Origin of the sequence: Streptomyces fractus, assembly GCF_049844455.1 — a bacterium.
GTDB classification, from domain to species: Bacteria; Actinomycetota; Actinomycetes; order Streptomycetales; family Streptomycetaceae; genus Streptomyces; species Streptomyces fractus.
In genome coordinates, this window is record NZ_JBMYHI010000002.1 from 8150975 (window position 1) to 8174406 (window position 23432).

A 23432-nucleotide genomic window follows, 5' to 3' on the forward strand; every position below is an offset into this window, starting at 1 on the left:
CCTCCGGGGCGCGCCGGCTGTGTCTAGTGGGAGTCCGAGGACAGGGTCCGGAGCCGGCGTCCTGTGACGGTGAAGGCGACGGAATAGCTCAGGGTCTCCTCGGCGTCGAGGAACTCCAGGAAGACCGCGACGGCCCTGTCCGCCGCGGCCGGCGACCCCAGGGCGTGCGCGAGGAACGGGCGCGCGATGTCCAACTTCAGTTCCCAGTGGGCCCGTTCCGCCTCCGGCACCCGCCCCGCGATCAGGTGATAGGGCTCCACGCGCACGGACAGCTCGCGCAGTCCGGCCGCGTAGGCCAGCCGGCGCAGGGTGCGTCCCGCATGGGGATCGAAGCCGGCCGCACGCAGCGCGGGCGCGACCCGGGCGAGCAGCGCGCCCAACTCCCCGGGAACGGGATCGTGCCAGACGAGCTGACCGTCGAGGTCGAACAGCACGACCGCCCCGCCGCCGCGGGTGACGCGTGCCATCTCGGCGACCGCCGCGCCGCGGCGCTCGACGTACTGGAGCAGCAGCCGGCTGTACACGACGTCGAACGAGCCGGTGGCGAAGGGGAGTTGGCAGGCGTCCGCGCAGCAGCGCCAGTGAGCCGGTGTCACGCCCCCGGGCGCTCCCGCGGCCAGCCGTCCGGCGCTGACGTCGACGGCGACCACCTTCGCCGCGGGCCACCGCCGCAGGACGGCGGAGGCCACGTGCCCGGGGCCCGCGCCGACGTCCAGCACCGTCGCGCGCGGAGACATGACGTGCGACAGGTGTGTCCGCATCCATCGCGGGGCGTCCGCCTTCGCCTCGAGGCGGGCGGCCTCCCGGGGATCCTCCATGAGGTACCGGTTCGTCATGCGCGGGCCCGCCGGTCCGGTGCGGACCCGTCTCCCGGGTGCCCGTACAGGGCGTCTATGTGCCGGTAGAAGTCGGCGTACCCCTCGGCGAGCCAGATCGCCAGGGAGTACGGGGCGATCGGCTGGGCCCCGGCCTCGCGAAGGAACCGGCCCGTCCTGGGGTCGGTCGCCACCGGAATCGCGCCGAGCGGGAACCACTCGTAGGCCGCGCACGCGCGGGGCAGGAGCCTGCGGACCACCCGCTCGGCCCCCGCCGCGTCCAGCGCGGGGTCGACGAGCAGGTCGAGGCGGTTCTCCAGGAAGGACAGGTTGAGCCCCAACGGCCCTTCGTGGGCGAGGGCAGCGCCGGTGAGACGGCCCTGCTCGCCCGGGTGCAGCCAGATCCGGCGCCTGCGCCGCAGCCCGACCGTGCGGTAGACGGAGTCCACCCGCGTCAGCAGCAGGTCGTCCGTCCACAGTTCCTCTGCCCGCGCGTACAGGGCCCCGCGCGTGCGGACGGCCAGGGCGGCGAGTTCGGCACATGCCCCGTCGCCGTCCCATTCGGGCGTCGGCGCGTGGTCGTCCGGGTCCGCGAGGGACCGCGCGACCGCCAGGGGCACCATCAGGTAGTCGCCGGGCGTGACGGACCCGGTACCGGGCGGCAGCCACTTCTCCAGAGTCCCGAACACCGGTCCCATGTAAGGGTGGTCGGGCCGGATCCACATCTGCATGGCGCCGATGTGCCCCTCGCGCATCGTCGCCTCCTGGGTCGCCAGAATCACGGCCCGCACGGCCTCCGGCGGCCCCGAGTTGACCAGGTGCTGCGCGTGCCAGCAGGTCCCGGTGGAGCGCCACATCGCCATCGAGGCGAGAGCGTCGTCGGGCGTGCGACGCAGCACCACCCGCAGCAGCGAGCGGCCCGCCGTGGCGGCCCTCTCCCAGTTCTCCAGGATCAACGGCAGGAAGGGCTCAAGGCGCGCCACCTTCTCGGCGTAGAGGAGCTGCGATTGCGCGTAGTGGTCGAAGAGGCGGTGCGGGGCGAGGGCGTTCACCTCGCAGCCGAACTCCGCGTAGCTGTCCGCCGGACCCTCCGCCGGGTCCACCGGCACGTCCTGGCACGGGACCACCTCGGGCGGCGCCGGGCGCGGAGCCCGCTCGAACGACGAGAGATCCGCTCCGCCGCGCGCGTGGGGACCCGACATGGGCTCGGCTGGGGCGGTCGAGGGCTGCCCGGCCGAACCCCTGGCGTGCGGCCCGGTTGCCTCGGCGGAGTCGGGGTGCGCCGGCCGCTGGGCCGGGCGCTTTTTCGGTTGTGGTTCCAGTCGTGGTTCTGGCCGATAGAACGTCATGGCAACGACGCTGGCACCGCCCCGCGGGCCCGGGTATGGGAACAACTTCTGATTGACGGCGGGCGCTGCGCCCCCTCGTGGGCCGTCCGACACACCACCGGCGGCCCCGCATAGCCTGGACGCATGAGTGAGCTGTTTCCCCGTGCGCGCCGAGCCGTCGCTCCCGGAGCCGTGCACGTGCCGGACTGGCTCGCCGTCGAGGAGCAGCGGGCGCTGCTCGAACAGTGCCGCGCGTGGGCGAAGCCACCTGCCGGGCTCCGGGAGGTGACCACTCCGGGTGGCGGCCGCATGTCGGTGCGGCAGTTCGGGCTCGGCTGGCACTGGTTCCCGTACGGGTACGCGCGCACGGTCGTCGACGGCGACGGGGCGCCCGTGAAGCCGATGCCGGACGAACTGGTGGCGCTCGGCCGGCGCGCGCTCGGCGCCGCCTACGACGGGTGGCCCGGCGACGAGCCGTACGACATCGCCTTGATCAACTACTACGACACGGGCGCCCACATGGGCATGCACAAGGACCGCGACGAGAAGTCCGCGGCGCCGGTGGTGTCCGTCAGCCTCGGTGACACCTGCGTCTTCCGGTTCGGCAACACCGAGACGCGTACGAAGCCGTACACGGACGTCGAGCTGCGCAGCGGGGACCTGTTCGTGTTCGGCGGGGAATCACGGTTCGCGTACCACGGGGTGCCGCGCACCGAACCGGGGTCGGCGCCGCCCGGGCTCGGACGGAGCGGGCGGCTCAACATCACGCTGCGGGTGAGCGGGCTGTAGGCCCGCAGGACCCGGGGGCGGCCGTCGCGGCGGCGCTCACCGGCTACCATTCCTGAGCGTGATCAGGGCGAGGAGTTGCTGATGGGCGGCGGCAGGGCGGCTTCCGGGACCGGGGGCCACACGGCGGGCGAAGGGGCCGGGCGGCCACCACGTCTGGAGCGGGGGCGCAGCGCGCTCGGTCCCGCGCTCGAACTCGTCCACACCGGGCGGGCCCCCACCCGCGCCGTGCTCACCGCGGAACTCGGCGTGACCCGCGCGACCGCGGGCGCCGTCGCCGCGGAGCTGGAGGCGCTCGGCCTCATCCGCATCGACGCGAAGCCCAGCGCGGCGTCCGGCTCCCAGGGCCGCCCCTCGCACCGCCTGTCCGTCGCCGACGACGGACCGGTGGCACTCGCCGCGCAGGTCCACTCCGACGGCTACCGGGCGGCGCTCGTCGGCCTCGGCGGCGGCATCGTCGAGACCACGCCGGGCTGCGAGATCATCGACCCGGACCCGGCGGACGTACTGCGTTCGGTGGTGGAGGCGGGCGTCCGGCTCCTCGAATCCACCGGCCGGCGCTGCGTGGGCGCCGGCCTGGCCGTGCCCTCCGCGGTCGCCGAACCCGACGGCACGGCCCTCAACCCGCTCCACCTGGCCTGGCCGGTGGGCGCTCCGGTGCGGCAGATCTTCACCGACTGCGTACGGGAAGCGGGCCTGGACATCCCGGCGTTCGCGGCCAACGACGTCAACCTCGGCGCGCTCGCCGAACACCGCCACGGCGCGGGCCGCGGCGCCCGCGACCTCCTGCTCGTGGCGACGGGACACCGGGGGGTCGGCGGAGCCCTGGTCCTCGACGGCCACCTGCACACCGGCAGTTCGGGCCTCGCCCTCGAGGTCGGCCACCTCACGGTGAACCCCGAGGGCCGCCCCTGCCACTGCGGAAGCCGCGGCTGCCTGGACGTCGAGGCCGACCCGCTCGCCTTCCTCACGGCGGCGGGCCGCGCCCCGGACCCCGGCGGCTCGCTCCTCTCCCAGGCCCGCGGCCTGCTGACCGAGGCGAAGGACGACCCGGACGTCCGCGCGGCGAAAGACCTCCTCATCGACCGCCTCGGCCTCGGCCTCGCGGGCCTCGTCAACATCCTCAACCCGGACCGCATCGTCCTCGGCGGCCTCCACCGCACCCTCCTGGACGCCGACCCGGACCGCCTGCGCGCGGTGGTCGCGGACCGTAGCCTGTGGGGCCGCAGCGGCAGCGTCCCCATCCTGGCCTCGACCCTCGACCACAACAGCCTGGTGGGCGCGGCGGAACTGGCATGGCAGCCGGTCCTGGACGACCCTCTGGGGGCGCTCAGCGGGGGGTGACAGCCACAGGCTCGACGACCGGTTCCGTACCGGTCCGTTGCCTACGCGCCGTCAGATCCGGTACGAGCGAGGCGATCCCGGCGAGCGCGAGCGCCAGACCGAGCCACAGCGGTGCCCGCAGCCCGTACGCGTCGATGACGACACCGCCCACCGAAGTGGCGATGACGATGCCGAGCGTGATGAACGAGGAGTGGACGGTGTTCACCAGCGCCCCCGCGTTCCCCCGGCGCTGCACGCGTACCACCATCGCCGGGTTCATGGTGACACCCACCAGACCGATGCCCAGCATGCACGCCACGGCCGCCGCACTCAGCTGCGCGAACAGCGCGAACCCCAGGAGGAAAAGGGAGTTGAGGACAAGCCCCGCCAGCAGCACGGTCAAGGTGTGCCGGTCGGCGAGCCGCCCCGTCACCGTGTTGCCGATGACGGTCGCCGCGCCGTAGGCGACCAGCAGGAGCGGGACGGTACCCGCGCCGAACCCGGAGACCTCGGTGAGGATCGGGCCCAGATAGCTGAACGCGGCGAACGTCGCGCCGATCACGAGCGTGCTCGTCGACAGAGTCAGCCACAGTCGCACCGACCTGAACACGCCGAATTCCTCCCGCAGTTGACCGCCGCCCTCACTCTTCGGCACCTCCGGCACCCCGATGAGCGTCGCCGCCGCGGCGAGCACCGCGATCCCCGAGATCACCCAGAACGCGGCGCGCCAGCCGAACCGGTCACCGATGAACGTGGACAGCGGAAGCCCGAGCAGCGTCCCGAGCATCAGCCCGTTGAGCGCCACGGAGACGGCGCGGCCGCGCACTTCGGGGCGGGTGAGCTGCGCGCACATGGCAAGACCGATACCGAAGAAGGCCTGCGAGGCGACCCCGGTGACGATCCGCGCCACCAGCATCACCGCGTACGTCGACGCGGTCGCGGCCAGCACATTGCCCGCGAGGAACACCGCGAACAGCACCATCAGGGCTCGCTTCTGAGGGACCTTCAGCAGGGCGACCGTCAGAAACGGACCGCCGAACGCCATGGCCGTGGCGAAGGCGGTGATGAGATACCCGATCTGCGGGATCGTCGCGTCCAGCCCGTCCGCCATCTGAGGCATCAGGCCGGCGACGACGAACTCGCTGGTGACCATCGCGAAGATGCCGAGGGCCAGGACGTATACGGCGCGTGGCATGGGTGTCCTCCAGGGAACATCAGCAGAGAGTTGTTTTGGATGGATCAGCACAAAAAGAGGGCATGGCTGATCGAGGCGAGTGCCCGGCGGGTGCTGGTGCTGGTGTGGGGTCGGGGTCAGTTGGTGAGTGCGTCCAGGGCGATGTGTGCCGTGGACTCCAGGGTTGCCCGGTCGGCGCCGCCCTGTCCGGCGACGCGCATCCCGCCGACCACGGCATTGAGGAAGCGCGCCAGCTCGTCCGCCGGGCGTCGCGAGGTGATCGAGCCGTCGCGCTGTCCGGCCGCGATCACGGATCGCAACGTCGCGAGCCGGACGTCCAGGTCACGCTCCAGGAGGCGCGCAGACTCCGGGTCGCGCCCCGCGAGCTCCACCGTGGTGTTCACCGTGAGGCAGCCGCGGCTGCGGCCGTCCTTGCGGGTCGCGGTCTCGGTGTCGACCGTCATCGCGAAAAAGGCGCGGATCCGGTCGAGCGGCGAGCGCTCGGCGTCCTCGAGGATCGCGAGCTGGTTCGACGTCATTTGCTCGATGTAGCGGGCCAGTGAACGCGTGAACAGGTCGTGCTTGCTGGCGAACGTGTTGTAGATGCTGCTGCGGCCCAGTCCGGTGGCGGTGCACAGGTCTTGCGTGGAAGTGGCCTCGTAGCCGTTTTCCCAGAAGGCGTGCATCGCCGCGTCCAGGGCCCGCTCCTCGTCGAACATCCTCGGTCGGGCCATACGGGAACGCTACCTGTTTTGGATCGCTCGGTGCAATACATGCTTTGAAGAGGACAATGGCGGTGGCGGTGGCGATGGCCCGCGCCTCACCGCCACTCGACCGAGAACGCCTGTGCCGGGTTGTCCACCAGGATCCGCTCCACCGCCTGTTCCCCCAGTGCCGCCTCGAGGCGTGGGCGCACCCGGCGCAGCAGATACGGCATGCCGGGGCCGCCCGTCACCGAGCGCGCCCCGGCCGTCGTGGTGTCGCCGCCGAGCAGGAGGCGGTCCGCGTGGCCCGCGTCGGCGAGGGACGCGAGGGCGTCCGGCATGCGCCAGTCCGTGGCGTGGTTCGCCCGTGACGGGCCGTCGAAGGCCAGGTACGCGCCCGAGTCCGCGGCCTCCCGGTGGATCACGAGGTCGGGAGAGCGGTTGAGGTGGCCGAGGATGACGCGATGCGCGGGCACCTCCAACTCCTCGCACAGCAGGTCGAGTACGTCCAGCGCGCCCGTGCCCAGCTCCAGGTGCAGGGCGATCGGCGCCCCCGTCGCGTGGTGCGCCTCCGCCGCGGCCGCCATCGTCCAGCGGGCGTGCGCGTCGAGTGTGTGAAAGCCGCCCGCGACCTTGATCAGGCCCGCGCGTACGCCGCTGTCGCCGATGCCCTCGGTGAGCTCGCGCACGAAGACCTCGGCGAGGTCGGTGCGCCGCTCCGCCAGCAACTCCTCGGCGTAGTGGGCCGATTGGTGCATGCCGGTGGCGGCCACGATGCGCACCCCGGTCGCCTCTGCGAGCGCGGGCAGTTCCGCGGCGTGCCGGCCGAGCCCGTACGGCGTCCACTGCACGACGGTGCCGCCGCCCACGGCCGCGTACGCCTCCAGTTCCTGGCGCGCGAGTTCGGCGTCGTCGAGTTCCTGTCCCGGCAGCATCGGGCTGCGGAAGAACAGGTGGTCGTGTGCGTCGACGACGCCCAACTGGGCCGGTTCCAGGTCGCCTTGAACGCTGCGGACGGCCCCGCTCACCACTGCCGCCCTCGGGTCAGGGTGTCGCGTTCGGGCTGGGAGAGGTGCAGGACCTGATAGCGGGCGCCGGGGGCTTTGGGGGTGTCGTGCTCCCAGACCGAGAACGTCAGCAGCTCCCAGGTGCGGGGGTCGATGGCCGACGCCGCGAACAACACGCCCTGTTCCTGCGCGAGTTGCGCGGTGTCCTCCACCGCCTCGGCGGTCAGCTTCGGGAGGTCGGCGCCCGCCTCGATCGGCGTCCGCTGCCGCACGGCCGTCCGCGCCGGCGCCGTGGCCGCGGCCCCCTCCTCGTACGCGACACCCGTCCAGTGCTGCACGACGGGGCGCCCGAAGTCGGCGACGATGCCCTGGAATCCGGGGCCCCAGAGGAAGGAGTTCATGCCGGCCGGTGACTTCCACAGGTAGAACGGGGCGTACTGGTTCACCGGCGAGTCGTCCACGCCGCGCTCCCGCATCAGGTACGCCTTGACTCCGAGGCCGGGGAAGTCGTCGAGCGCGTGGCCCCTGGTCGCCACCCGGCCGCGGATGATGTCCATGTCGTAGTCGGCGGGGAGCGTGATCTCGTACTGCATCGCGTGCATGAATCGCGTCCTCAGTGGTCGGCGGTGGCGGACGGGGTGGGGGAGAGGAGTGCCAGCAGGCCGCGCGCGCCCGCGTCGAACGCCGTCGTGTCGCCCGATGCCCGGGCCAGGACGTAACCGCCCTGTACGGTCGCCACGACCGCCGCCGCGATCTCGCGCGGCACCAGGTGCGGGGCCAACTCGCCGCTGTCGACGCCCTCTTGGACGACCTCGGCGATCCGGCCCTCGACGTACGCGATCGTCTCGTCGACCGGCGCCCGCAGTTCGTCGCTGGCGATCACGTCCGGGTCCATCGTCAGCCGCCCGACGGGGCAGCCGCGCAGCACGTCCCGTTCGCGGAGCAGATACGCCGCTATCCGCTCGTACGCCGAACCGCCACCGGCCAGCAGCCGGTCGACCGCGGTCCGCATCTCGTCCCCGGTGACCTTGATCGCGGCGAGCGCCAGGTCCTGCTTCCCGGTGAAGTGGTGGTACATGCTGCCCTGGCCGACGCCCGCGCGCTGCAGGATCGCCTTCGGGCTGGTGCCCACGTACCCGCGCTCCCAGAGGAGTTCGCGGGTGGTCTCGATCAGTCGCTCGGGGGTGGTGGCCATGACCGCACCGTACATACCAGTAGTTACAGAATCAACGCGGGAGGCCACGAAAGGGCCCGGCGGAAGGCTGTCCGCGCTCACATCCACTGCACGCCGTCGACCTCGTGCTCCCGCACCCGGTGCCCGATCATCCGGCGCAGCAGATCGTCGGGCACGGGCCGGTCGTACGGCAGCTTGACCGAGCCCTTGCCGGTCGTGAAGTCGGTGAGGTCGGCCGCGAACGCCTCGCGGGTGCCCGGGGTGAAGACGACGTTCGCGTGCTTCGTGAAGCCGTTCACCGTGAACAGGATCGTCCCCGACGGGTGCACCCACGCGGGTTGCCCCCACTTGAGCGCCTCGGTCGCGTCGGGAACCGCCTCGCGCGCCAACGCCCGTACGTGGTCGAGCAGTTCACGGCCCGGGCCGTCGAAACCGGCGATGTACTCGTCCATGGTTCGTGCCTTGCTCATGGTGTCAGTCTGGCATGCGCGCGCCCCGCCGGTACCAACCGGTGAACGTAGCGTCCGAGCACCCCGAGCATCAGCACCTCGCACCCGAGCAGCACCCGTTCCACCAGCCCGATCAGCTCCCGGCCACCCGGCCCCGCCGAGTACGCCATCGCCGCGGCCCCCGCCAGCGCGACCAGGGACAGCGTGCGCAGCCACCACGCGGTCCGCCCCGCGCGGGAGGCGAGCCGCCGCGCCAGGATCAGCCCGGCCACCGGCAGCGCCGCGAACGCCGCGACGGACGCGTAGCGGTGCACATACGCCGACCCGGTCAAGTGCGTGGTCAGCGGATCGGTCGGCACCACGGCCGCCAGCACGAGCCCCGCGCCCCAGACCGCCAGCAGCACGGACGGCAGCCCGCGGACCGCCGTGAGCCGCTTCCTCGCCACCACCAGGAGCAGCAGCGAGATCACGCCGAGCGACGCCATGGCCGTCTCGATCGGGCCCCCGCGGTCGAGCGCGGCGAAGTCGCTGACGGTGAGGGACAGCGGATCGAGCCCGGGATCGGTGTCCCGGGGAGCCAGCAGGGCCGCGCCGACGGCCAGGAGGACGGCGGCCCACACCGCGGGGGCCAGCAGCCGGCTGAAGGTGTCTCGTCTCGGAGTGGTCACGCCCCGATCCTCCGGCCGGGGAGGACCCGCACACCATGGGGGCCGCCCCGGAGCCGCCCCTGACCCGGCCCCTTACACGGGTCAGGGGCGACCGGGCGGCCGGGAGCAGCCCCGCCCCCTGCGCGTACTCCCCAGGGGGTACGCGCAGTGCCGCTGGCCGTACGACGACTTCGACCCCCTGTCGGCGCGACGCTCGAGTCATCACCACCACCCGGCACACCGTCGGGCGCCACACCCACCTCGGGAGATGAGTCTCATGATGAGCCAGCTGCAGACCCTCGCGGCGTTCGGGCCCGGCGACGGACCCGGCCCCTGGATCCTGTTCTTCCCGCTGATCTGGGCGGCCGTCGTCATCGGCGTCGTCACGCTGCTGCGCCGCACCGTCTGGCGCGGCCGACGCGGACCGTGGCGCCCCGTCGGCCCCCGCTTCGCCGAGAACTCGCCGATCGCCGTGCTCGGCCGGCGCTTCGCCGCCGGTGAGATCGACGAGGACGAGTACTGGCGCCGACTGACCGTACTCAACGAGGAGTTCGGCCACGACAGCCACTACGCCGACTACGGCGGTTTCGGCGGCTACGGCCGGTACGGCACCGATGGCACCAACGGCACCAGCGGCGTCGAAGGCAAGACGAAGGGCGGCGCGTCATGACCACCGCCACCACGACCCTCACCTCCACCACCCCCACCGCCCTCGCCGCGCGCGTCGACAACGCCGTCAAGGTGTACGGCTCCGGGGACACCGCCGTCCGTGCCCTCGACGGCGTGAGCGTCGGCTTCCGCGCCGGACGGTTCACCGCGATCATGGGCCCGTCCGGCTCCGGGAAGTCGACCCTGATGCACTGCGCGGCGGGCCTCGACACCCTCACCGAGGGAGCCGCGTACATCGGTGACACCGACCTCGGCTCCCTCGACGACCGCCGCCTCACGCTGCTGCGACGCGACCGCGTCGGCTTCGTGTTCCAGGCGTTCAACCTCGTCCCGACGCTGAACGTCGCCGAGAACATCACCCTGCCGATCGACCTGGCCGGCAAACGCCCCGACCGTGAGTGGCTCGACGCGCTGATCGATGTCGTAGGACTTGGCGACCGGCTGCACCACCGGCCCGCCGAACTCTCCGGCGGACAACAGCAACGCGTCGCCGTGGCACGGGCGTTCGCGGGCCGGCCCGACGTCGTCTTCGCCGACGAACCCACCGGCAACCTCGACTCCCGATCCGGCGGCGAGGTGCTCCGCCTCCTCGGCGACGCGGCCCGCCACTCCTCGCGCACGGTCGTCATGGTCACCCACGACCCGGTCGCCGCCGCCCACGCCGACGAGGTCGTCTTCCTCGCCGACGGCCGCCTCGTCGACCGGATGGAACGGCCGACCGCGGACCGGGTACTCGACCGGATGAAGGCCTTCGACGGGCCGGCTCCGGCGGAGGGAGGCGGACCGTCATGAACGCCTCCGTCCGCCTCAGTCTCACCTCGCTGCGCGCCCACAAGCGGCGCTTCGCCGGAACGTTCAGCGCCGTCCTGCTCGGTGTCGCGTTCCTCGCCGGCACCCTCGTCATGGGCGACACCCTGCGCGCGAGCTTCGACTCGATGTTCGCGGGCGCCAGCAGCGGCACCGACGCCGTCGTGCGCTCCGCCGACGTCATCACCACCCCCGGCGAGAGCCAGGGCACCCGCCGCCCGGTGGACGCCTCGCTCGCCGCCGACCTGGCGAAGGTGCCGGGCGTCGCCGCCGCGGCGCCGAACATCCAGGGCGCCGGTCAACTCATCGACGCCCACGGCAAACCCATCGGCGGTCAGGGCCCGCCCACCCTTGCCGGGAACTGGATCAACGACCCGAAGCTCAACGCGTACCAGCTCGCCGAGGGCCGCACGCCGCACAAGAGCGGCGAGGTCGTCATCAACCGCGGCGCCGCGAAGAACGGCGACCTGAAGGTCGGTGACACGACGACACTGCGCACGCCCGACCCGGTCAAGGTCACGATCGTGGGCCTGGCGACCTTCGGCGGCGAGGACGGCATGGCGCAGACCACGTTCACCGGCATGACCCGCGCCGACGCCGAGAAGTACCTCACCCCGAAGCCGGGGGAGGCCTCCACCATCCAGGTGCGTGCGGGACCCGGCGTGAGCCAGCAGCAGCTCGTCGACACCTTGAGCGGCAGGCTCCCCAAGGGAGTTGAGGCGATCACCGGCCAGGACTCGGCGCAGGAGAACACCGACATGATCTCCGGCCAGTTCCTCACCCTCTTCACGACCTTCCTGCTCGTGTTCTCCGGCATCGCCCTGCTCGTCGCGACCTTCTCCATCCACAACACCTTCGCCATCGTCGTGGCCCAAAGGGCCCGCGAGAACGCGCTGTTGAGGGCCCTCGGTGCGGCCCGCAGGCAGATCGCCGGCGCGACCCTCGTCGAGGCGACCGCGGTCGCCGTGGCGGCCTCCGCCGTCGGACTCGCGGGCGGCATCGGCATCGCGGCAGGGCTCCAGGCGCTGTTCCCGGTCATCGGATTCCCGTTCCCCGACGGGGAGTTGGTGGTCAGCCCGCTGTCCATGCTGCTGCCGCTGGCCGTCGGCATCGTGGTGTGCGTCGGCTCGGCCCTGCTGCCCGCCATGCGCGCCGGACGCACCGCGCCGCTGGCCGCGCTGCGCGAGAGCGCCGTCGACGACTCCGGTGCCTCGCGGCGCCGCGCAGTCCTCGGTGGTGTGCTGGGCGCGGCAGCGATCGCGGCGACACTCGTAGGTGTTCTGGTGTCCCCGTCGATCACCCTCGCCGGCATCGGCGCCGTCCTGGTCCTCGCGTCGTTCGTCGTGCTCGGCCCCGTCGCTTCCACGTCCGCCGTGCGGGCGCTCGGCGCCCCGCTCGACCGGCTGCGCGGTGTCACCGGCGGGCTCGCCCGGCGCAACGCCCTGCGCAGCCCGAAGCGCACCGCCGCCACGGCGAGCGCCCTGATGATCGGTGTCGCGGTCGTCTCCCTGTTCACCGTCTTCGGGGCCTCGCTGAAGGCGACCATGGACCAGACCGTGAACCGCTCCTTCGCGGGCGACGTCGCCGTCTCCACCCCGTCGTTCGGCGCGGGCGGCAGCGGCCTCAGCCCGAAACTGGCGCCCGCGATCGCCGAACGGCCCGAGGTGGCCACGGCGGTCGGCCTCGGCAGCGGCGTCGCCGACGTCGAGGGCAAGGGGCGCGCCCTGACCGTCACCGACCCGGCCGCCCTCGCGAAGTCGTTCGACCTCGGCACGGTCAAGGGCTCGATGGACGGGCTCGGGAAGAACGGCATCGCGATCACCCGCGCCGAGGCCGACAAGCAGCACCTCGCGGTCGGCGACACGGCGCGCCTCGCCTTCACCGACGGCACGAAGGAACCGTTCACGGTCGGCGCCGTCTACGGGCAGTCCGAACTCGCCGGCGACTACGTGATCTCGCGCGCGGCCTGGTCACCGCACCGTACGCAGGACGCCGACACGCTGGTCTCCGTCACGTTCAAGGACGGCGTCTCCACGGCCGACGGCACCAAGGCGGTCGAGAAGGTCGCGGCGGCGTACGGCAATCCGGATGTGCAGACCCGCGACGCGTACGCGCAGTCCTCCGCGGGCGGCATCGACATGATGCTCACCCTCGTCTACGCGCTGCTCGCCCTGGCCGTCGTCATCGCGCTGCTCGGCATCGCCAACACCCTCACCCTCGCCGTCCACGAAAGGACCCGGGAGCTGGGGCTGCTGCGCGCCGTCGGTCAGACCCGCGGGCAGTTGCGGGCGATGGTCCGCTGGGAGTCGGTGCTCGTCGCCGCGTTCGGCACGGCCGGCGGGCTGGTGCTCGGCGGCTTCCTCGGCTGGGTGCTGGTGAAGGCGTCCGACGGGGCGAGCGACAGCGCCTTCGCGTTCGCGCTGCCCCCGGGCCGGCTGGCGATCGTGGCCCTCGTCGGGCTCGCCGCCGGCGCCCTTGCGGGCCTGCGCCCTGCCCGCAGGGCGGCACGCCTCGACGTGCTGCGGGCCATCGCCACCGAGTGAGCGACGTACCTACGGTGATCACCGCCCGGTCAGCCTGCGACGGCCGACCGGGCGGGAGCATGCGGGGACACCCGGCGTTCGTGGGTGTCGGTGCGGCGCGCGGGCTTCGCCGCGTACACCGGGTAGGGCGCGATGGCCATCGCGGGGGTGGGCGCAGGCAGGGCGAACCAGACGACCTTGCCGTCCTTGCCGTGCGGCCGCACGCCCCAGCTCTCGCTCACCGCGGCGATCATCGCGAGACCGCGGCCGCAGGTGGCGAGGGGGTCGGCGTCCCGTACCTCGGGGAGCCTCGGGTCGTGGTCGTGCACCGAGATCGTGAGCGTGCCGCCGAGCAGCTCGATCTCCACGGTGCAGAGTTTGTCAGGACCGGCGTGCCGGTGGACGTTCGTCAGAAGCTCGGTGACACCGAGCGCGGCCAACTCGATCAACGGATCGAGATGCCAGTAGCGCAACTGCGCCGATACGATTCTGCGGACCTGACCTATCCGCGACGGCAGGGCTTGGAGCTCCACCGTGCAATGCCTGTTCGGCTGGCTGATCACGGCTACGACTCCCCGAATTGAGTCCGGAAGAAGACGAGAACGGATCGAGCGGTGCGACCGCGCTGTGGCAGGACTGCCCGCTCCGTGTCCGGCGGGCTGGTTCGCAGCGTTATCGCCGGTAAACCCTGAGTAGTGATGTGTGACCAGCGTGACTCAGGGGGCGTGGGCGTGCAACTTCGCCGGCGGTCCGCTGTGGAGCGTCGCGCTATCCGGTCCGCGCGGCGGCCCTGCGTACGGCTTCGATGAACCGCCGCGCGGTGAGCGGTCCGGCGCCGCCGCCCGGGTCGCCGAGGTGCAGCAGATAGCGCCGCCCGTCCACCTCGGCGGTCGCCCGGTCCTCGGAGCCGAACCAGGGCCTGCCCGCGCGGACTTCACCCAGCGGGGCGCTGTCGATCTCACTCCCGTAGCTCGTGAGCAACTCCAGCCTGCCGCCCGTGATCCGGACCTGCCCCGCCCGGGTCAGTGATCGCAGGCGCCGGCCGATGCGCACGCCCCTCGCCGTGAACTCCGGGTCCGCCATGCCGTTTCGCCCCCTCGAGTGCGTGTCTGCGGTGCAGTCTGCACGCACCTGGCCAGGAGCACCAGTGCACATGTGGACGTGCTGTGAAGCATTGGGGGCACCTTCGGTGTGCGCCCCCCTCGCACGCACGTTCCCGGATCCTTCCGGCATCCCGGACGCGTGTTCCGTCGCCGTCCCAGGCGTTCCTTTGAGACGCTCAAAGATGCATTTATGCAGGTGAGAAGCGTGCGCAAGGTGCTTATGATCGTGGTGTCCGACTGCTGTCGGCGCTCCGGACCGGCGCGCGGACCGACGCCCGGGCACGACGAGAAGGAGCCAAGCGGTGAGCACCACGGAACAAGGTCGGCCCACGGGCGAGGGTGCGGCGTCCGGCCCCCTCCCGACGCTCGACGTCGACCACACGGACCCCGGCTACCGTGAGTGGCTCAAAGAGGCGGTACGCAAGGTGCAGGCGGACAACAACCGCTCGGCCGACACGCACCTGCTGCTCTTCCCGCTCCCCGAGCACTGGGGCATCGACCTCTACCTCAAGGACGAGTCGACCCACCCCACGGGGAGCCTCAAGCACCGCCTGGCCCGCTCGCTCTTCCTCTACGGCCTGTGCAATGGCTGGATCCGCCCCGGCCGTCCCGTCATCGAGGCGTCGAGCGGCTCGACGGCGGTCTCGGAGGCGTACTTCGCGAAGCTTATCGGCGTCCCCTTCATCGCGGTGATGCCACGTACGACCAGCGCCGAGAAGTGCCGACTGATCGAATTCCACGGCGGACAGTGCCACTTCGTCGACGACCCGAGGACGATGTACGCGGAGTCCGCGGCCCTCGCGTCCCGCACCGGCGGCCACTACATGGACCAGTTCACGTACGCGGAGCGGGCGACGGACTGGCGCGGGAACAACAACATCGCCGAGTCGATCTATCGCCAACTCGCCCTGGAGCGCTACCCGGAACCCGCCTGGATCGTCGCCACGGCGGGTACCGGCGGCACCTCGGCGACCCTCGCCCGCTACGTCCACTACATGCAGCACGACACCCGCATCTGCGTCGCGGACCCCGAGAACTCCTGCTTCTTCGAGGGCTGGACGACCGACAACCCGGACGCGACGAGCGACTGCGGCTCCCGCATCGAGGGCATCGGCCGGCCCCGCATGGAACCGAGCTTCGTGCCGGGCGCCATCGACCGCATGATGAAGGTCCCCGACGCGGCGAGCGTCGCGGCGGTCCGCGCCCTGGAGTCGGCCATCGGCCGCAGGGCGGGGGGTTCGACGGGTACGGGCCTGTGGAGCGCCCTCAAGATCATCGCGGAAATGGTGGCGGAGGGCCGCACGGGCAGCGTGGTGACACTCCTGTGCGACCCGGGCGACCGCTACCTGGACAAGTACTACTCGGACGCCTGGCTGGAGGAGCAGGCCCTGGACATCACCCCGTACGCGGCGGCGATCACGCGCCTGCTGGAGACGGGGGAGTGGCCCCGATGAGCCCTGCCGGCGATTGAGCCGATCAAGCCCGCCGGCGACTGAGGCCAATCAAGCCCCGCCGGCGATTGAGGCGCGGGGTCCGGGGCAGAGCCCCGAATCGTCAACCCCGCCGCGGCGCAACGATCAACCCCGCCGCGGCGCAACGATCACCAACGCCGCGGCGCAACCGACACCCCGCCCTCACGCGGGCGTAGACGCCAACTTCCGGTCGAGCGCCTCCACGGCCCCCCGAAACGCCCGCGCCATCCCGGCCCGCCCGAACTTCATCCCCGCCCGCACACCCGCGGGCGCATCCACCGCGAACGTCCACTGAACCCGCGACCCCCCGGCGGGAACCGCCTCGATCCGCCACTCCTCGACCATCGCCCGGAGCCCCGGCACATTCGTCTCGTCAACGCGATACGCGTAGACCTCACCGGGCTTCGCGGCGACGATCGTCTCCACGAACCGCGTCCCGCCCTTGAGCCGGACCTCCCGGCGCGCCCCGCCGTCCAACGGTCGCGCCAGCGTCACCGCGGAGAACCACGTGGGCCATCCGACGACATCCTCGGCGAGCGCCCGGTACACGGCGTCCGCGGGGGCCGACACCTCGCGGGCGAACACGAGCCGCAACGGCGCACTGTCGACGAAGTCGTGCTCGACGGGGAGAAGACGGCGTGCCATGAAGGTTCAGCCCCCAAGGTTGAATCGGCGGACGCGGACACCCCGGTCAACAGGCGCCGCCCGTCGCTGAGTTGACGTGCTCCAGGTGACCGGTCCCGGTCACCATAACTGGCGCACCGTCAGATGTCTGTACCGTCCTCGGGGCCGTCCTCGGGCTCCCCGGCCACCACGAGCCGCATGTGCTCGGCGACCTCCGCCCGCGCGTCGAGAGGCAGGCCGCCGTCCGTCACCAAGGTGTCCACCTGGTCGAGCGAGGCGAACGAACTCAGGCCCACCGTCCCCCACTTGGTGTGGTCCGCGACCACGACGACCCGTCGCGCGGACTGCACGAGCCGCCGGTTGGTCTCCGCCTCCGCCAGGTTCGGCGTGGACAGGCCGGCCTCCGGGCTTATGCCGTGCACCCCGAGGAACAGCACGTCGAAGTGGAGCGCCGCGATCGCCTGGTCGGCGACGGGACCCACAAGCGAGTCCGACGGCGTGCGCACCCCACCGGTCAGCACCACCGTCGCCGCACCCTGCCGGGACGCCGCGCCGCGCTGCGACGCGTGGAAGACATCGGCCACCCGCACCGAGTTGGTCACCACCGTGAGGTCCGGTACGTCGAGCAACTGCTGGGCCAGCGCGAACGTCGTCGTACCGCCGGAGAGCGCGATCGCCGTGCCGGGCGCGGCCAGTGGCGCCGCGGCGCGCGCGATGTCCTCCTTGGCGGTCAACTCCAGGCCGGACTTGGCCTCGAAGCCGGGCTCATGGGTGCTGGCCTCGACGACCGGGACCGCGCCGCCGTGCACCTTCTCGACGACGCCCTGCCGGGCGAGCGCGTCCAGATCGCGGCGGACCGTCATGTCGGAGACGCCGAGTTTCCTGGTCAGTTCGTTGACCCGGACGCCGCCGCGCCGACGGACCTCGTCGATGATCAGGGCGCGGCGCTGCTCCGCGAGGAGGTTCTGATGCTCGCTCACGTCCGTCGGATCCCTTCGGCTCGTCCCGCCTGCCACCACCGCCGTACCGGCCAGCGCTTTCGCGTCATCCTCGCACGCGCCACCGACACCGGGACCACCGCCCGCGCTGCCGACCTGCGCCGCCACGGGGCGACATGGGGTGAATGGGGCGGGGCACCTCGGGGAGATTCCGTGACGAGGGGTGCCCGAGGGGGCGCCGGGCCGAGATCCTGGTCGTGTTCAGAAACGGGGGACACATGAGCACGACGCACGAGCACGAATCACCGAGCGGCACGACGGCGGACCCGGGAACGACACCACCCGCGAAGCCGTCGACCACGCCGTCCGCGACATCGACCGCGGACACCGACGAGACCGCGCTGGAACTCCTGGTCCACGGAGTCGGCGGAACCACTCCGCAGGAGATGCTCGACGACCCGCGGCCGGTGCGGGTGTCGGGCGACGACACGGCGGCCGTCTTCCGGCGCGGCGAGGACGCCGACGCGGAGACGCGCCCCGACGACTACCGGGGCAAGCCCGTCCCCGAGGCGTACGTGTGGTGCAACCTCACCTCGGGCAACGGTTCGCGGGCGCTGTGGTTGTTGTTGCTGCCCTTCATGGTGGTGAACCTGTCCCACTGGATGCGCCCCAACGCCCGCCGCAGGTCGCGCACCGTACGCCTGTACGGCCTGCTCGTCCGCCTCGTCTCGCTCACCCTCACGGTCCTGCTGGTCGGCGCCGCGTGCGAGGTCGCCCTCGACCTGACGGCCTGGCAGTGCGCGGGCACCCCCGCATGCGCCGGGCAGCGGGCCTGGCTGGCCTTCCTCTCCGTGGACGCGCACGGGGGCGGCGGCTGGTGGAGCCAGCCCGGTCGCCGCCTCGCGCTCGCCTCGCTCGTCCCGACCGCCCTGGCGGTCCTGCTCTGGTACCTCTCGCACCGCACCTGGAGCGCGTACGAGGCGCAGCGCCCGCTGCCGAACATGCCCGAGCCCACCGACGGCGAGATCGACAACGCGCTCGGCAGGCCCGGCTTCTGGTACGGGCGGCGCCTCGTCGCCCGCCTGCGCTCGGCGCACACCGCCGCCGCGCTGCTGACGGTCGCCGCGGCCGTCGGCACGTCCGCGGCCCGCTTCGACCGGGCGGCCGGAGGCCCTGTCGTGCTCGACGTGCTGGGCTGGCTGATCGTGGGCGCGCTGGTCCTCGGCACCCTCACCGTCATCGGCGTCGTCGTGCACCGTGGCCGCAGCGAGAGCCGGGTCGACGACACCCTGGACCGCACGGTGGTGCGCGCCCTGCCCTACGCGGCGCTCGCCCTGCTCGTCGTGACCATGGTGTACGCGGCCTGGTCGCGCCCTGGATGGCAGTCCTCCGGACGGCTGCCCGGTGACATGAGCTTCGGTGGCATCGCCCTCGTCCAGGGCGCGCTGGTGATCGTCCTGGCCTTCGTCGCGCACGCCATCTACCGCACGGCCCGCGACCGTCGCACCGCGCTGCGCGGTCTCGGCGGTCCCGCCACCGCGATGCTCGCGTGCGCCCTCGGCGGCGTGATGACCGGTGGCGTGGCGCAGCGCGTAGCCGACTGGCTGGACGGCACCAGCGGCCTCATCAAGGGCCCGCCCGTGCTGCTCACCTGGCAGGCCTCCGTCATCCCTCCGCTGCTGATCGTGCTCGCCGTCCTGTGCGGGGCACTCGCCCTGCGCACGGCCCGCATCAAGAAGCGGGAGACGGCCCAGGTGGCGGCCGACTACCACCTCGACGAGAAGCCGGGCAGTACAGCCGAACCCCCGGACGCGGCCCGCACGTCACGCATCGCGGGCGCACGCGCGCGTGCCGCCCTCACCGACCAGGCGCCGGTGATGATCGGCGTCGTCTCCTCGGTGACGCTGCTGCTCGGCACCCTCGCCGTGATCGGCGCCTGGACCACCGGGAAGGTGCCGGGCAGCGCGGCCCGCGGCTCGTACGCGGTCGTCGAGGGGGCCGCGGACACCGCGCAGGCGCTCGGCTCCTGGCTGATCGGCCTGGGCTTCATACTGTTCGTCACCTGGGGACGCCGCGCCTACAAGGACGCGTCCGCGCGCCGCACCATCGGCATCCTGTGGGACGTCGGCACCTTCTGGCCGCGCGCCGCGCACCCCTTCGCGCCCCCCTGCTACGCCGAGCGCGCCGTCCCCGACCTGACCTGGCGCATGGCCACCTGGACGCAGGCCACGGGCGGCCGGCTCATCCTGTCCGGACACTCCCAGGGCAGCGTCCTCGCGGCGGCCGCCGCCTGGCAACTGCACCCCTCCGTAAGGAAGCGCGTCGGACTGCTCACCTACGGATCGCCTCTGGAGCGGCTCTACGGGCGCTGGTTCCCGGCCCAGTTCGGCCCCGAGGCGCTGGCCTCGCTGCACCGACAGGTCGACTGCTGGCGCAATCTGCACCGCAGGACCGACCCGATCGGCGGGCCCATCAACCTGCCCGGCGAGTGCGGACCGCAGGTCGACCACCCGGCGCTCCTCGACCCGCTCGCGTACGGGCGCACGGCCGAACACCCGCTCCCCGCACCGATCCTGGGCCACAGCGACTATCAGGCCGACCCGGTCTTCGCCGAGGAGCGCGCCCGGCTGCTCGCCCGCCTCAAGCCCGCGGTGCCGCAGCAGCGCCCCGAGGGCGAGCAGGCTCAGGGCAGCTCCGGCAGGTCCTCCGGGTAGAGCAGCGTGAGGGCGTCGGTGTCCAGGGCGTCGAGCTGGGCGACCCGGCCCGCGTGCCGCTCCACCATCGACTCGAACGTCTGCCGCGCGGTGCGGCCGTTACCGAACGCGGGCCCCTTCGGGAGCGCCGTGAAGTACTTGAGCAGTGCTTCCGGCGTCCCGTCGGCGAGCCGGTACTCGTGCTCCTCGGACTGCTGCTCCACGATGCGCAGCAGCTCCTCCGGCACGTAGTCGGAGAACGTGATGGTCCGTGAGAAGCGGGAGGCCACACCGGGGTTGGTGGACAGGAAGCGCTCCATCTCCGCCGTGTAGCCCGCGACGATCACCACGACCTCGTCGCGGTGGTCCTCCATCAGTTTCACGAGCGTGTCGATGGCCTCGCGGCCGAAGTCGCGCCCGGAGTCCTCGGGGGACAGGGCGTACGCCTCGTCGATGAACAGGACGCCGCCGTGGGCCCGTTGGAAGGCCTCCTGGGTGCGGATCGCGGTGGAGCCGATGTGCTCGCCGACCAGATCGACACGGGACACCTCCACGAGGTGTCCCTGGCCGAGCACGCCGAGCGACGCCAGGATCTCGCCGTACAGGCGCGCCACCGTCGTCTTGCCGGTGCCGGGGGAGCCGGTGAACACCAGGTGCCGCCGCACGGAGGCCGCCTTGAGGCCCGCCTCCTGGCGCCTGCGGCCCACCTCGATCATGTCGGTGAGCGCGCGCACCTCGCGCTTGACGCTCTCCAGGCCCACCAGAGCGTCGAGTTCACCGAGGACGAGCTTGGACGTGCGGGACTCCTGCGCGGGCTCCTGGGGCGCCGCCACGGGCCGCTGGTCGGGCACGGCGCTGAGCAGCCCGACGGTCTGCGTCGCGGTCTGCACGGCCGGCTGTGCGGGGGCCGTCGCGCCTGCGCGCACGCCGCCGCTCTCGTCGCTCGTGCAGTCCTCGATCAGCGGCCCGTCCTCGGCGAACTCGTAGCCGCCGCGCGAACACCGCTCCGTACGGCACTTCTTGAGGCTCGCACGGCAGCCGTCGATGACGTGGAATCCGAAGCCGCCGCTGTCCGCGACCCGGCAGCCGTGGAAGCTGCCCCGGCCGCCCGCGGACACGTAGAAGCCGGCTTCGGCGGGCGACGTGACCGTGCAGCGCTCGATCGTGGGGTCCGCGCCCTTCGTGACGATCACGCCGGTCTGCGTGGCGTCCACCGTGCAGTTGGCGAGCGTGCCGCCGCTGCCGTGGTCGCGGAACCAGGCGCCCGTCGCGGCCTCGCGGATGCGGCAGTCGTCGAGCTGCGCGGTCGCCCCGTCGCTCACCGACACCGCCGTGTTGCGCACCTGGGAGAGGTCGCTGTCGACGACGTCCACGCGCGAGCCGCGGTCGAGCACGAACAGCGCGTCCGGCACGTCGTGCACCCGGCAGGAGTCGAGCACGGCCGTCGCGCCGTCGCTGACCCAGACGGCCGGATAGTCGCCCGTACTGTCGTGGATCTCGGTCTGGTTGGCGTCCACGCGCGTGCCGGGGTCCCACACCGAAAGGCCGTTGCGCCCGAACTGGCGCACGGTGGAACGCGTCAGCGTGAGCACGGACCGGGAGCGCAGGTCGATCGCGTTCTCCGGGACGTCGTGGACGCGGCAGTCGGCGAGGGTGAGCACCGCGTCCGTGTCGAGCGTGACGCCGTCCCCCGTCGTGCGGTGCACATCGCAGTCGGTCAGGTGCGCTGCGGCCCGCCCGGTGATCTGCACACCGGAACCCTTGACCTCGTACACCTCGCAGCCCACGGCCTCCAGGCCGGAGTGCTCACCGGTCGCGGAGAGGCCCGCGCCCGACGTGTGGTGCACCCGGCAGCGCTCGAGCCGCGGATGCGCGCCGCCGCGCACCGCGACGCCCGCCTGCCCGGCGGCGACGACCTCGCACTCCTCGAACACGCCGCCCCCGCCGTCCAGGACGGCGATGCCGATGCCTCCGGGGTTGTCGACGGTGCACTGCCGCACCGTGGGCCGGGCGCCGCCGCGCACCTCGACGCCGGTCGCGGACCGGGTCACCACGCGGACGCCGACGATCTCCGGGGCGCCCTCCTCGACGAGCAGCGCGGGCGCCGCCGCGTCCTGCCCCTCGACGTGCAGGTCCCGCACGGTCGCGGAGGCCCGGACGGTCACGGGGACGCCGTCCGCGGGGGCGATCCGCACGGAGCCGGGGGAGCCCTCGGGGCCACGCAGCGTCACGGCCCGCCGCAGCACCAGATTCTCCCGGTACGTGCCGGGGGCCACGGTCAGCACGTCACCGTCGGTCGCCGCCTCCAGGGCGGCCGCCAGCGACGCGTAATCCCCCGTGCGGCGCCGCCACCGCGAAGTACCGGCGTGCGTCACCTGGACCGAGCCCTGTGCCATGGCGCTGATCTGCCCCCACCTCGTCCTCCGCAGGAAGTGTGCGCGCCTCGCGCGGCGCTGCTCCTGGCTGCTTCCTGCGCTCTGCCTGCCAAAAGGTGGCTCCACCGTAGCGTGCGTGGAGCACGGCAGTTGACCAGAGCGGCGAGCCTGTGGACGACCGTCAACTGCCTGTGCCGGTCCTGCCCCAATCGGGTCCCGCGATGTCCCAGGCGCTGTCCCAACGCGCGTACCGGCGGCGCATCATGCGCCACAGGACCAGCCGCCGGGTGCCTTCCACCAGGCCGGTGACGGCGACGGCCGCACCGAATCCGGCGAGCGCCGCGTGCGTGGCGGCGGTGGGCCGGTCGAGGGGACGACCGACGGCGCGACCCTGGTCGTCGGTCCACACCGGGAACTTGTCGCCGCGGTGCGGGGTGGTGAGGGCGGCGACCACGCGGTCCTCCCTGGGGGAGCCGTCCGGCGCCTTCCACGTCGCCACCACGCGCGTGTGCGCGTCACGCGCCGTGGACGTCTCCGGGTCGGGGTCGAGGGGCGGCTGTGCCACCTTGTGCACCACGGTCGCCGTCACCTCGTGGCGCATGCTGCGCTGCTCCTCCACGGAGCGGTACAGAGCGTCACGGGACACGGACCCCGCGATGATGCCGGCCGCCGGCGCGGCGACGACGATGAGGAACAGTGCGACCAGGGCGACCCAGGCCTCTGCCAGGTCGGTCCCGCGGCACACCGGATTGTGGCGCCAGCGCCAGAGCCCGATCAACGCTCGCACGGTCTGCACCCCCTTCCGGGTCTGTCTTAACCCCG

At 72.5% G+C, this 23432-nt stretch carries 21 protein-coding genes and 1 pseudogene; 7 read left to right on the top strand and 15 right to left on the bottom strand.

Translation table 11 applies throughout. The features are described 5' to 3' along the window. Window positions 1-23: 23 nt before the first annotated feature. Window positions 24-836 (bottom strand): methyltransferase domain-containing protein, encoded by an 813-nt coding sequence (locus ACP4E5_RS39075; protein ID WP_425837697.1) that lies wholly within the window; start codon window positions 834-836, stop codon window positions 24-26. Then, complete coding sequence (locus ACP4E5_RS39080) at window positions 833-1918, bottom strand: hypothetical protein (RefSeq protein WP_425837699.1); 1086 nt, start codon at window positions 1916-1918, stop codon at window positions 833-835. The genes ACP4E5_RS39075 and ACP4E5_RS39080 overlap by 4 nt, the downstream gene beginning before the upstream one ends. A 369-nt stretch (window positions 1919-2287) precedes the next feature. Between ACP4E5_RS39080 and ACP4E5_RS39085 the strand changes: the two genes are divergently transcribed. Beyond that, entirely contained in the window at window positions 2288-2932 is a 645-nt protein-coding gene (locus ACP4E5_RS39085) for an alpha-ketoglutarate-dependent dioxygenase AlkB family protein (RefSeq protein WP_425837702.1), read from the top strand. A gap of 81 nt (window positions 2933-3013) precedes the next feature. After that, window positions 3014-4273: an ROK family protein gene (locus ACP4E5_RS39090; protein ID WP_425837704.1), complete on the top strand. Its 1260-nt coding sequence runs from the start codon at window positions 3014-3016 to the stop codon at window positions 4271-4273. Here the strand turns inward: ACP4E5_RS39090 and ACP4E5_RS39095 are convergent. From ACP4E5_RS39095 to ACP4E5_RS39125, 7 genes are all read right to left on the bottom strand, one after another. After that, window positions 4260-5447 carry an MFS transporter gene (locus tag ACP4E5_RS39095; protein WP_425837707.1) on the bottom strand — a complete coding sequence of 396 codons (1188 nt, stop codon included), beginning with the start codon at window positions 5445-5447 and terminating at the stop codon, window positions 4260-4262. The genes ACP4E5_RS39090 and ACP4E5_RS39095 overlap by 14 nt on opposite strands. Window positions 5448-5563: 116 nt before the next feature. Next, window positions 5564-6160, bottom strand: a complete 597-nt coding sequence (locus tag ACP4E5_RS39100; protein WP_425837709.1) for a TetR/AcrR family transcriptional regulator — start codon at window positions 6158-6160, stop codon at window positions 5564-5566. An 86-nt stretch (window positions 6161-6246) separates the two neighbouring features. Continuing rightward, window positions 6247-7158, bottom strand: coding sequence for a phosphotriesterase family protein (locus ACP4E5_RS39105; RefSeq protein ID WP_425837712.1), 912 nt, complete (start codon window positions 7156-7158; stop codon window positions 6247-6249). Then, entirely contained in the window at window positions 7155-7739 is a 585-nt protein-coding gene (locus ACP4E5_RS39110; RefSeq protein ID WP_425837715.1) for a DUF4865 family protein, read from the bottom strand. Before ACP4E5_RS39110 ends, ACP4E5_RS39105 begins: the two co-directional genes overlap by 4 nt. 11 nt (window positions 7740-7750) lie before the next feature. After that, window positions 7751-8347: a TetR/AcrR family transcriptional regulator gene (locus tag ACP4E5_RS39115; protein WP_425837717.1), complete on the bottom strand. Its 597-nt coding sequence runs from the start codon at window positions 8345-8347 to the stop codon at window positions 7751-7753. Window positions 8348-8409: 62 nt separating this feature from the next. Further along, complete coding sequence (locus tag ACP4E5_RS39120; protein WP_425837720.1) at window positions 8410-8781, bottom strand: iron chaperone; 372 nt, start codon at window positions 8779-8781, stop codon at window positions 8410-8412. Beyond that, on the bottom strand, window positions 8778-9428 hold the full coding sequence (locus ACP4E5_RS39125; RefSeq protein ID WP_425837722.1) for a DUF998 domain-containing protein: 651 nt from the start codon (window positions 9426-9428) through the stop codon (window positions 8778-8780). Before ACP4E5_RS39125 ends, ACP4E5_RS39120 begins: the two co-directional genes overlap by 4 nt. A 268-nt stretch (window positions 9429-9696) precedes the next feature. On the opposite strand from ACP4E5_RS39125, the pseudogene ACP4E5_RS39130 reads away from it, so the two are divergent. The 3 genes and pseudogenes from ACP4E5_RS39130 to ACP4E5_RS39140 form a co-directional block, all read left to right on the top strand. Further along, window positions 9697-9963: pseudogene (locus tag ACP4E5_RS39130) on the top strand (SHOCT domain-containing protein); the annotation flags it as partial. Window positions 9964-10073: 110 nt separating this feature from the next. Then, window positions 10074-10868 (top strand): ABC transporter ATP-binding protein, encoded by a 795-nt coding sequence (locus ACP4E5_RS39135; RefSeq protein ID WP_425837725.1) that lies wholly within the window; start codon window positions 10074-10076, stop codon window positions 10866-10868. After that, entirely contained in the window at window positions 10865-13426 is a 2562-nt protein-coding gene (locus ACP4E5_RS39140; RefSeq protein WP_425837728.1) for an ABC transporter permease, read from the top strand. Before ACP4E5_RS39135 ends, ACP4E5_RS39140 begins: the two co-directional genes overlap by 4 nt. 29 nt (window positions 13427-13455) lie before the next feature. Here the strand turns inward: ACP4E5_RS39140 and ACP4E5_RS39145 are convergent, their stop codons facing one another. Next, complete coding sequence (locus ACP4E5_RS39145) at window positions 13456-13968, bottom strand: ATP-binding protein (protein ID WP_425837730.1); 513 nt, start codon at window positions 13966-13968, stop codon at window positions 13456-13458. A gap of 205 nt (window positions 13969-14173) precedes the next feature. Then, entirely contained in the window at window positions 14174-14488 is a 315-nt protein-coding gene (locus tag ACP4E5_RS39150; protein WP_425837733.1) for a hypothetical protein, read from the bottom strand. A 322-nt stretch (window positions 14489-14810) separates the two neighbouring features. Here ACP4E5_RS39150 and ACP4E5_RS39155 point away from each other — a divergent pair, with 322 nt between their 5' ends. Then, complete coding sequence (locus ACP4E5_RS39155; protein ID WP_425837736.1) at window positions 14811-15962, top strand: PLP-dependent cysteine synthase family protein; 1152 nt, start codon at window positions 14811-14813, stop codon at window positions 15960-15962. A gap of 180 nt (window positions 15963-16142) precedes the next feature. On the opposite strand, the gene ACP4E5_RS39160 is transcribed toward ACP4E5_RS39155, so the two are convergent. Continuing rightward, window positions 16143-16625 (bottom strand): SRPBCC family protein, encoded by a 483-nt coding sequence (locus ACP4E5_RS39160; RefSeq protein ID WP_425837739.1) that lies wholly within the window; start codon window positions 16623-16625, stop codon window positions 16143-16145. A 119-nt stretch (window positions 16626-16744) separates the two neighbouring features. After that, on the bottom strand, window positions 16745-17584 hold the full coding sequence (locus ACP4E5_RS39165; protein WP_425837741.1) for a DeoR/GlpR family DNA-binding transcription regulator: 840 nt from the start codon (window positions 17582-17584) through the stop codon (window positions 16745-16747). A 236-nt stretch (window positions 17585-17820) separates the two neighbouring features. Between ACP4E5_RS39165 and ACP4E5_RS39170 the strand changes: the two genes are divergently transcribed. Further along, window positions 17821-20256 carry a hypothetical protein gene (locus tag ACP4E5_RS39170; protein ID WP_425837744.1) on the top strand — a complete coding sequence of 812 codons (2436 nt, stop codon included), beginning with the start codon at window positions 17821-17823 and terminating at the stop codon, window positions 20254-20256. Here ACP4E5_RS39170 and ACP4E5_RS39175 read toward each other — a convergent pair. Further along, complete coding sequence (locus ACP4E5_RS39175; protein WP_425837747.1) at window positions 20226-22631, bottom strand: right-handed parallel beta-helix repeat-containing protein; 2406 nt, start codon at window positions 22629-22631, stop codon at window positions 20226-20228. The two genes, ACP4E5_RS39170 and ACP4E5_RS39175, sit on opposite strands and share 31 nt — an antisense overlap. 160 nt (window positions 22632-22791) lie before the next feature. After that, window positions 22792-23397: an Rv1733c family protein gene (locus tag ACP4E5_RS39180; protein ID WP_425837750.1), complete on the bottom strand. Its 606-nt coding sequence runs from the start codon at window positions 23395-23397 to the stop codon at window positions 22792-22794. Window positions 23398-23432 lie beyond the last annotated feature (35 nt).

What these genes read in the sequence shown, in the direction of transcription:
- ACP4E5_RS39175 (WP_425837747.1), bottom strand. Translation starts at nt 22,631, where the DNA reads ATGGCACAGGGCTCGGTCCAGGTGACGCACGCCGGTACTTCGCGGTGG.
- ACP4E5_RS39140 (WP_425837728.1), top strand. Translation starts at nt 10,865, where the DNA reads ATGAACGCCTCCGTCCGCCTCAGTCTCACCTCGCTGCGCGCCCACAAG.
- ACP4E5_RS39170 (WP_425837744.1), top strand. Translation starts at nt 17,821, where the DNA reads ATGAGCACGACGCACGAGCACGAATCACCGAGCGGCACGACGGCGGAC.
- ACP4E5_RS39115 (WP_425837717.1), bottom strand. Translation starts at nt 8,347, where the DNA reads ATGTACGGTGCGGTCATGGCCACCACCCCCGAGCGACTGATCGAGACC.
- ACP4E5_RS39090 (WP_425837704.1), top strand. Translation starts at nt 3,014, where the DNA reads ATGGGCGGCGGCAGGGCGGCTTCCGGGACCGGGGGCCACACGGCGGGC.
- ACP4E5_RS39100 (WP_425837709.1), bottom strand. Translation starts at nt 6,160, where the DNA reads ATGGCCCGACCGAGGATGTTCGACGAGGAGCGGGCCCTGGACGCGGCG.
- ACP4E5_RS39085 (WP_425837702.1), top strand. Translation starts at nt 2,288, where the DNA reads ATGAGTGAGCTGTTTCCCCGTGCGCGCCGAGCCGTCGCTCCCGGAGCC.
- ACP4E5_RS39110 (WP_425837715.1), bottom strand. Translation starts at nt 7,739, where the DNA reads ATGCACGCGATGCAGTACGAGATCACGCTCCCCGCCGACTACGACATG.
- ACP4E5_RS39095 (WP_425837707.1), bottom strand. Translation starts at nt 5,447, where the DNA reads ATGCCACGCGCCGTATACGTCCTGGCCCTCGGCATCTTCGCGATGGTC.
- ACP4E5_RS39120 (WP_425837720.1), bottom strand. Translation starts at nt 8,781, where the DNA reads ATGAGCAAGGCACGAACCATGGACGAGTACATCGCCGGTTTCGACGGC.
- ACP4E5_RS39160 (WP_425837739.1), bottom strand. Translation starts at nt 16,625, where the DNA reads ATGGCACGCCGTCTTCTCCCCGTCGAGCACGACTTCGTCGACAGTGCG.
- ACP4E5_RS39150 (WP_425837733.1), bottom strand. Translation starts at nt 14,488, where the DNA reads ATGGCGGACCCGGAGTTCACGGCGAGGGGCGTGCGCATCGGCCGGCGC.
- ACP4E5_RS39075 (WP_425837697.1), bottom strand. Translation starts at nt 836, where the DNA reads ATGACGAACCGGTACCTCATGGAGGATCCCCGGGAGGCCGCCCGCCTC.
- ACP4E5_RS39135 (WP_425837725.1), top strand. Translation starts at nt 10,074, where the DNA reads ATGACCACCGCCACCACGACCCTCACCTCCACCACCCCCACCGCCCTC.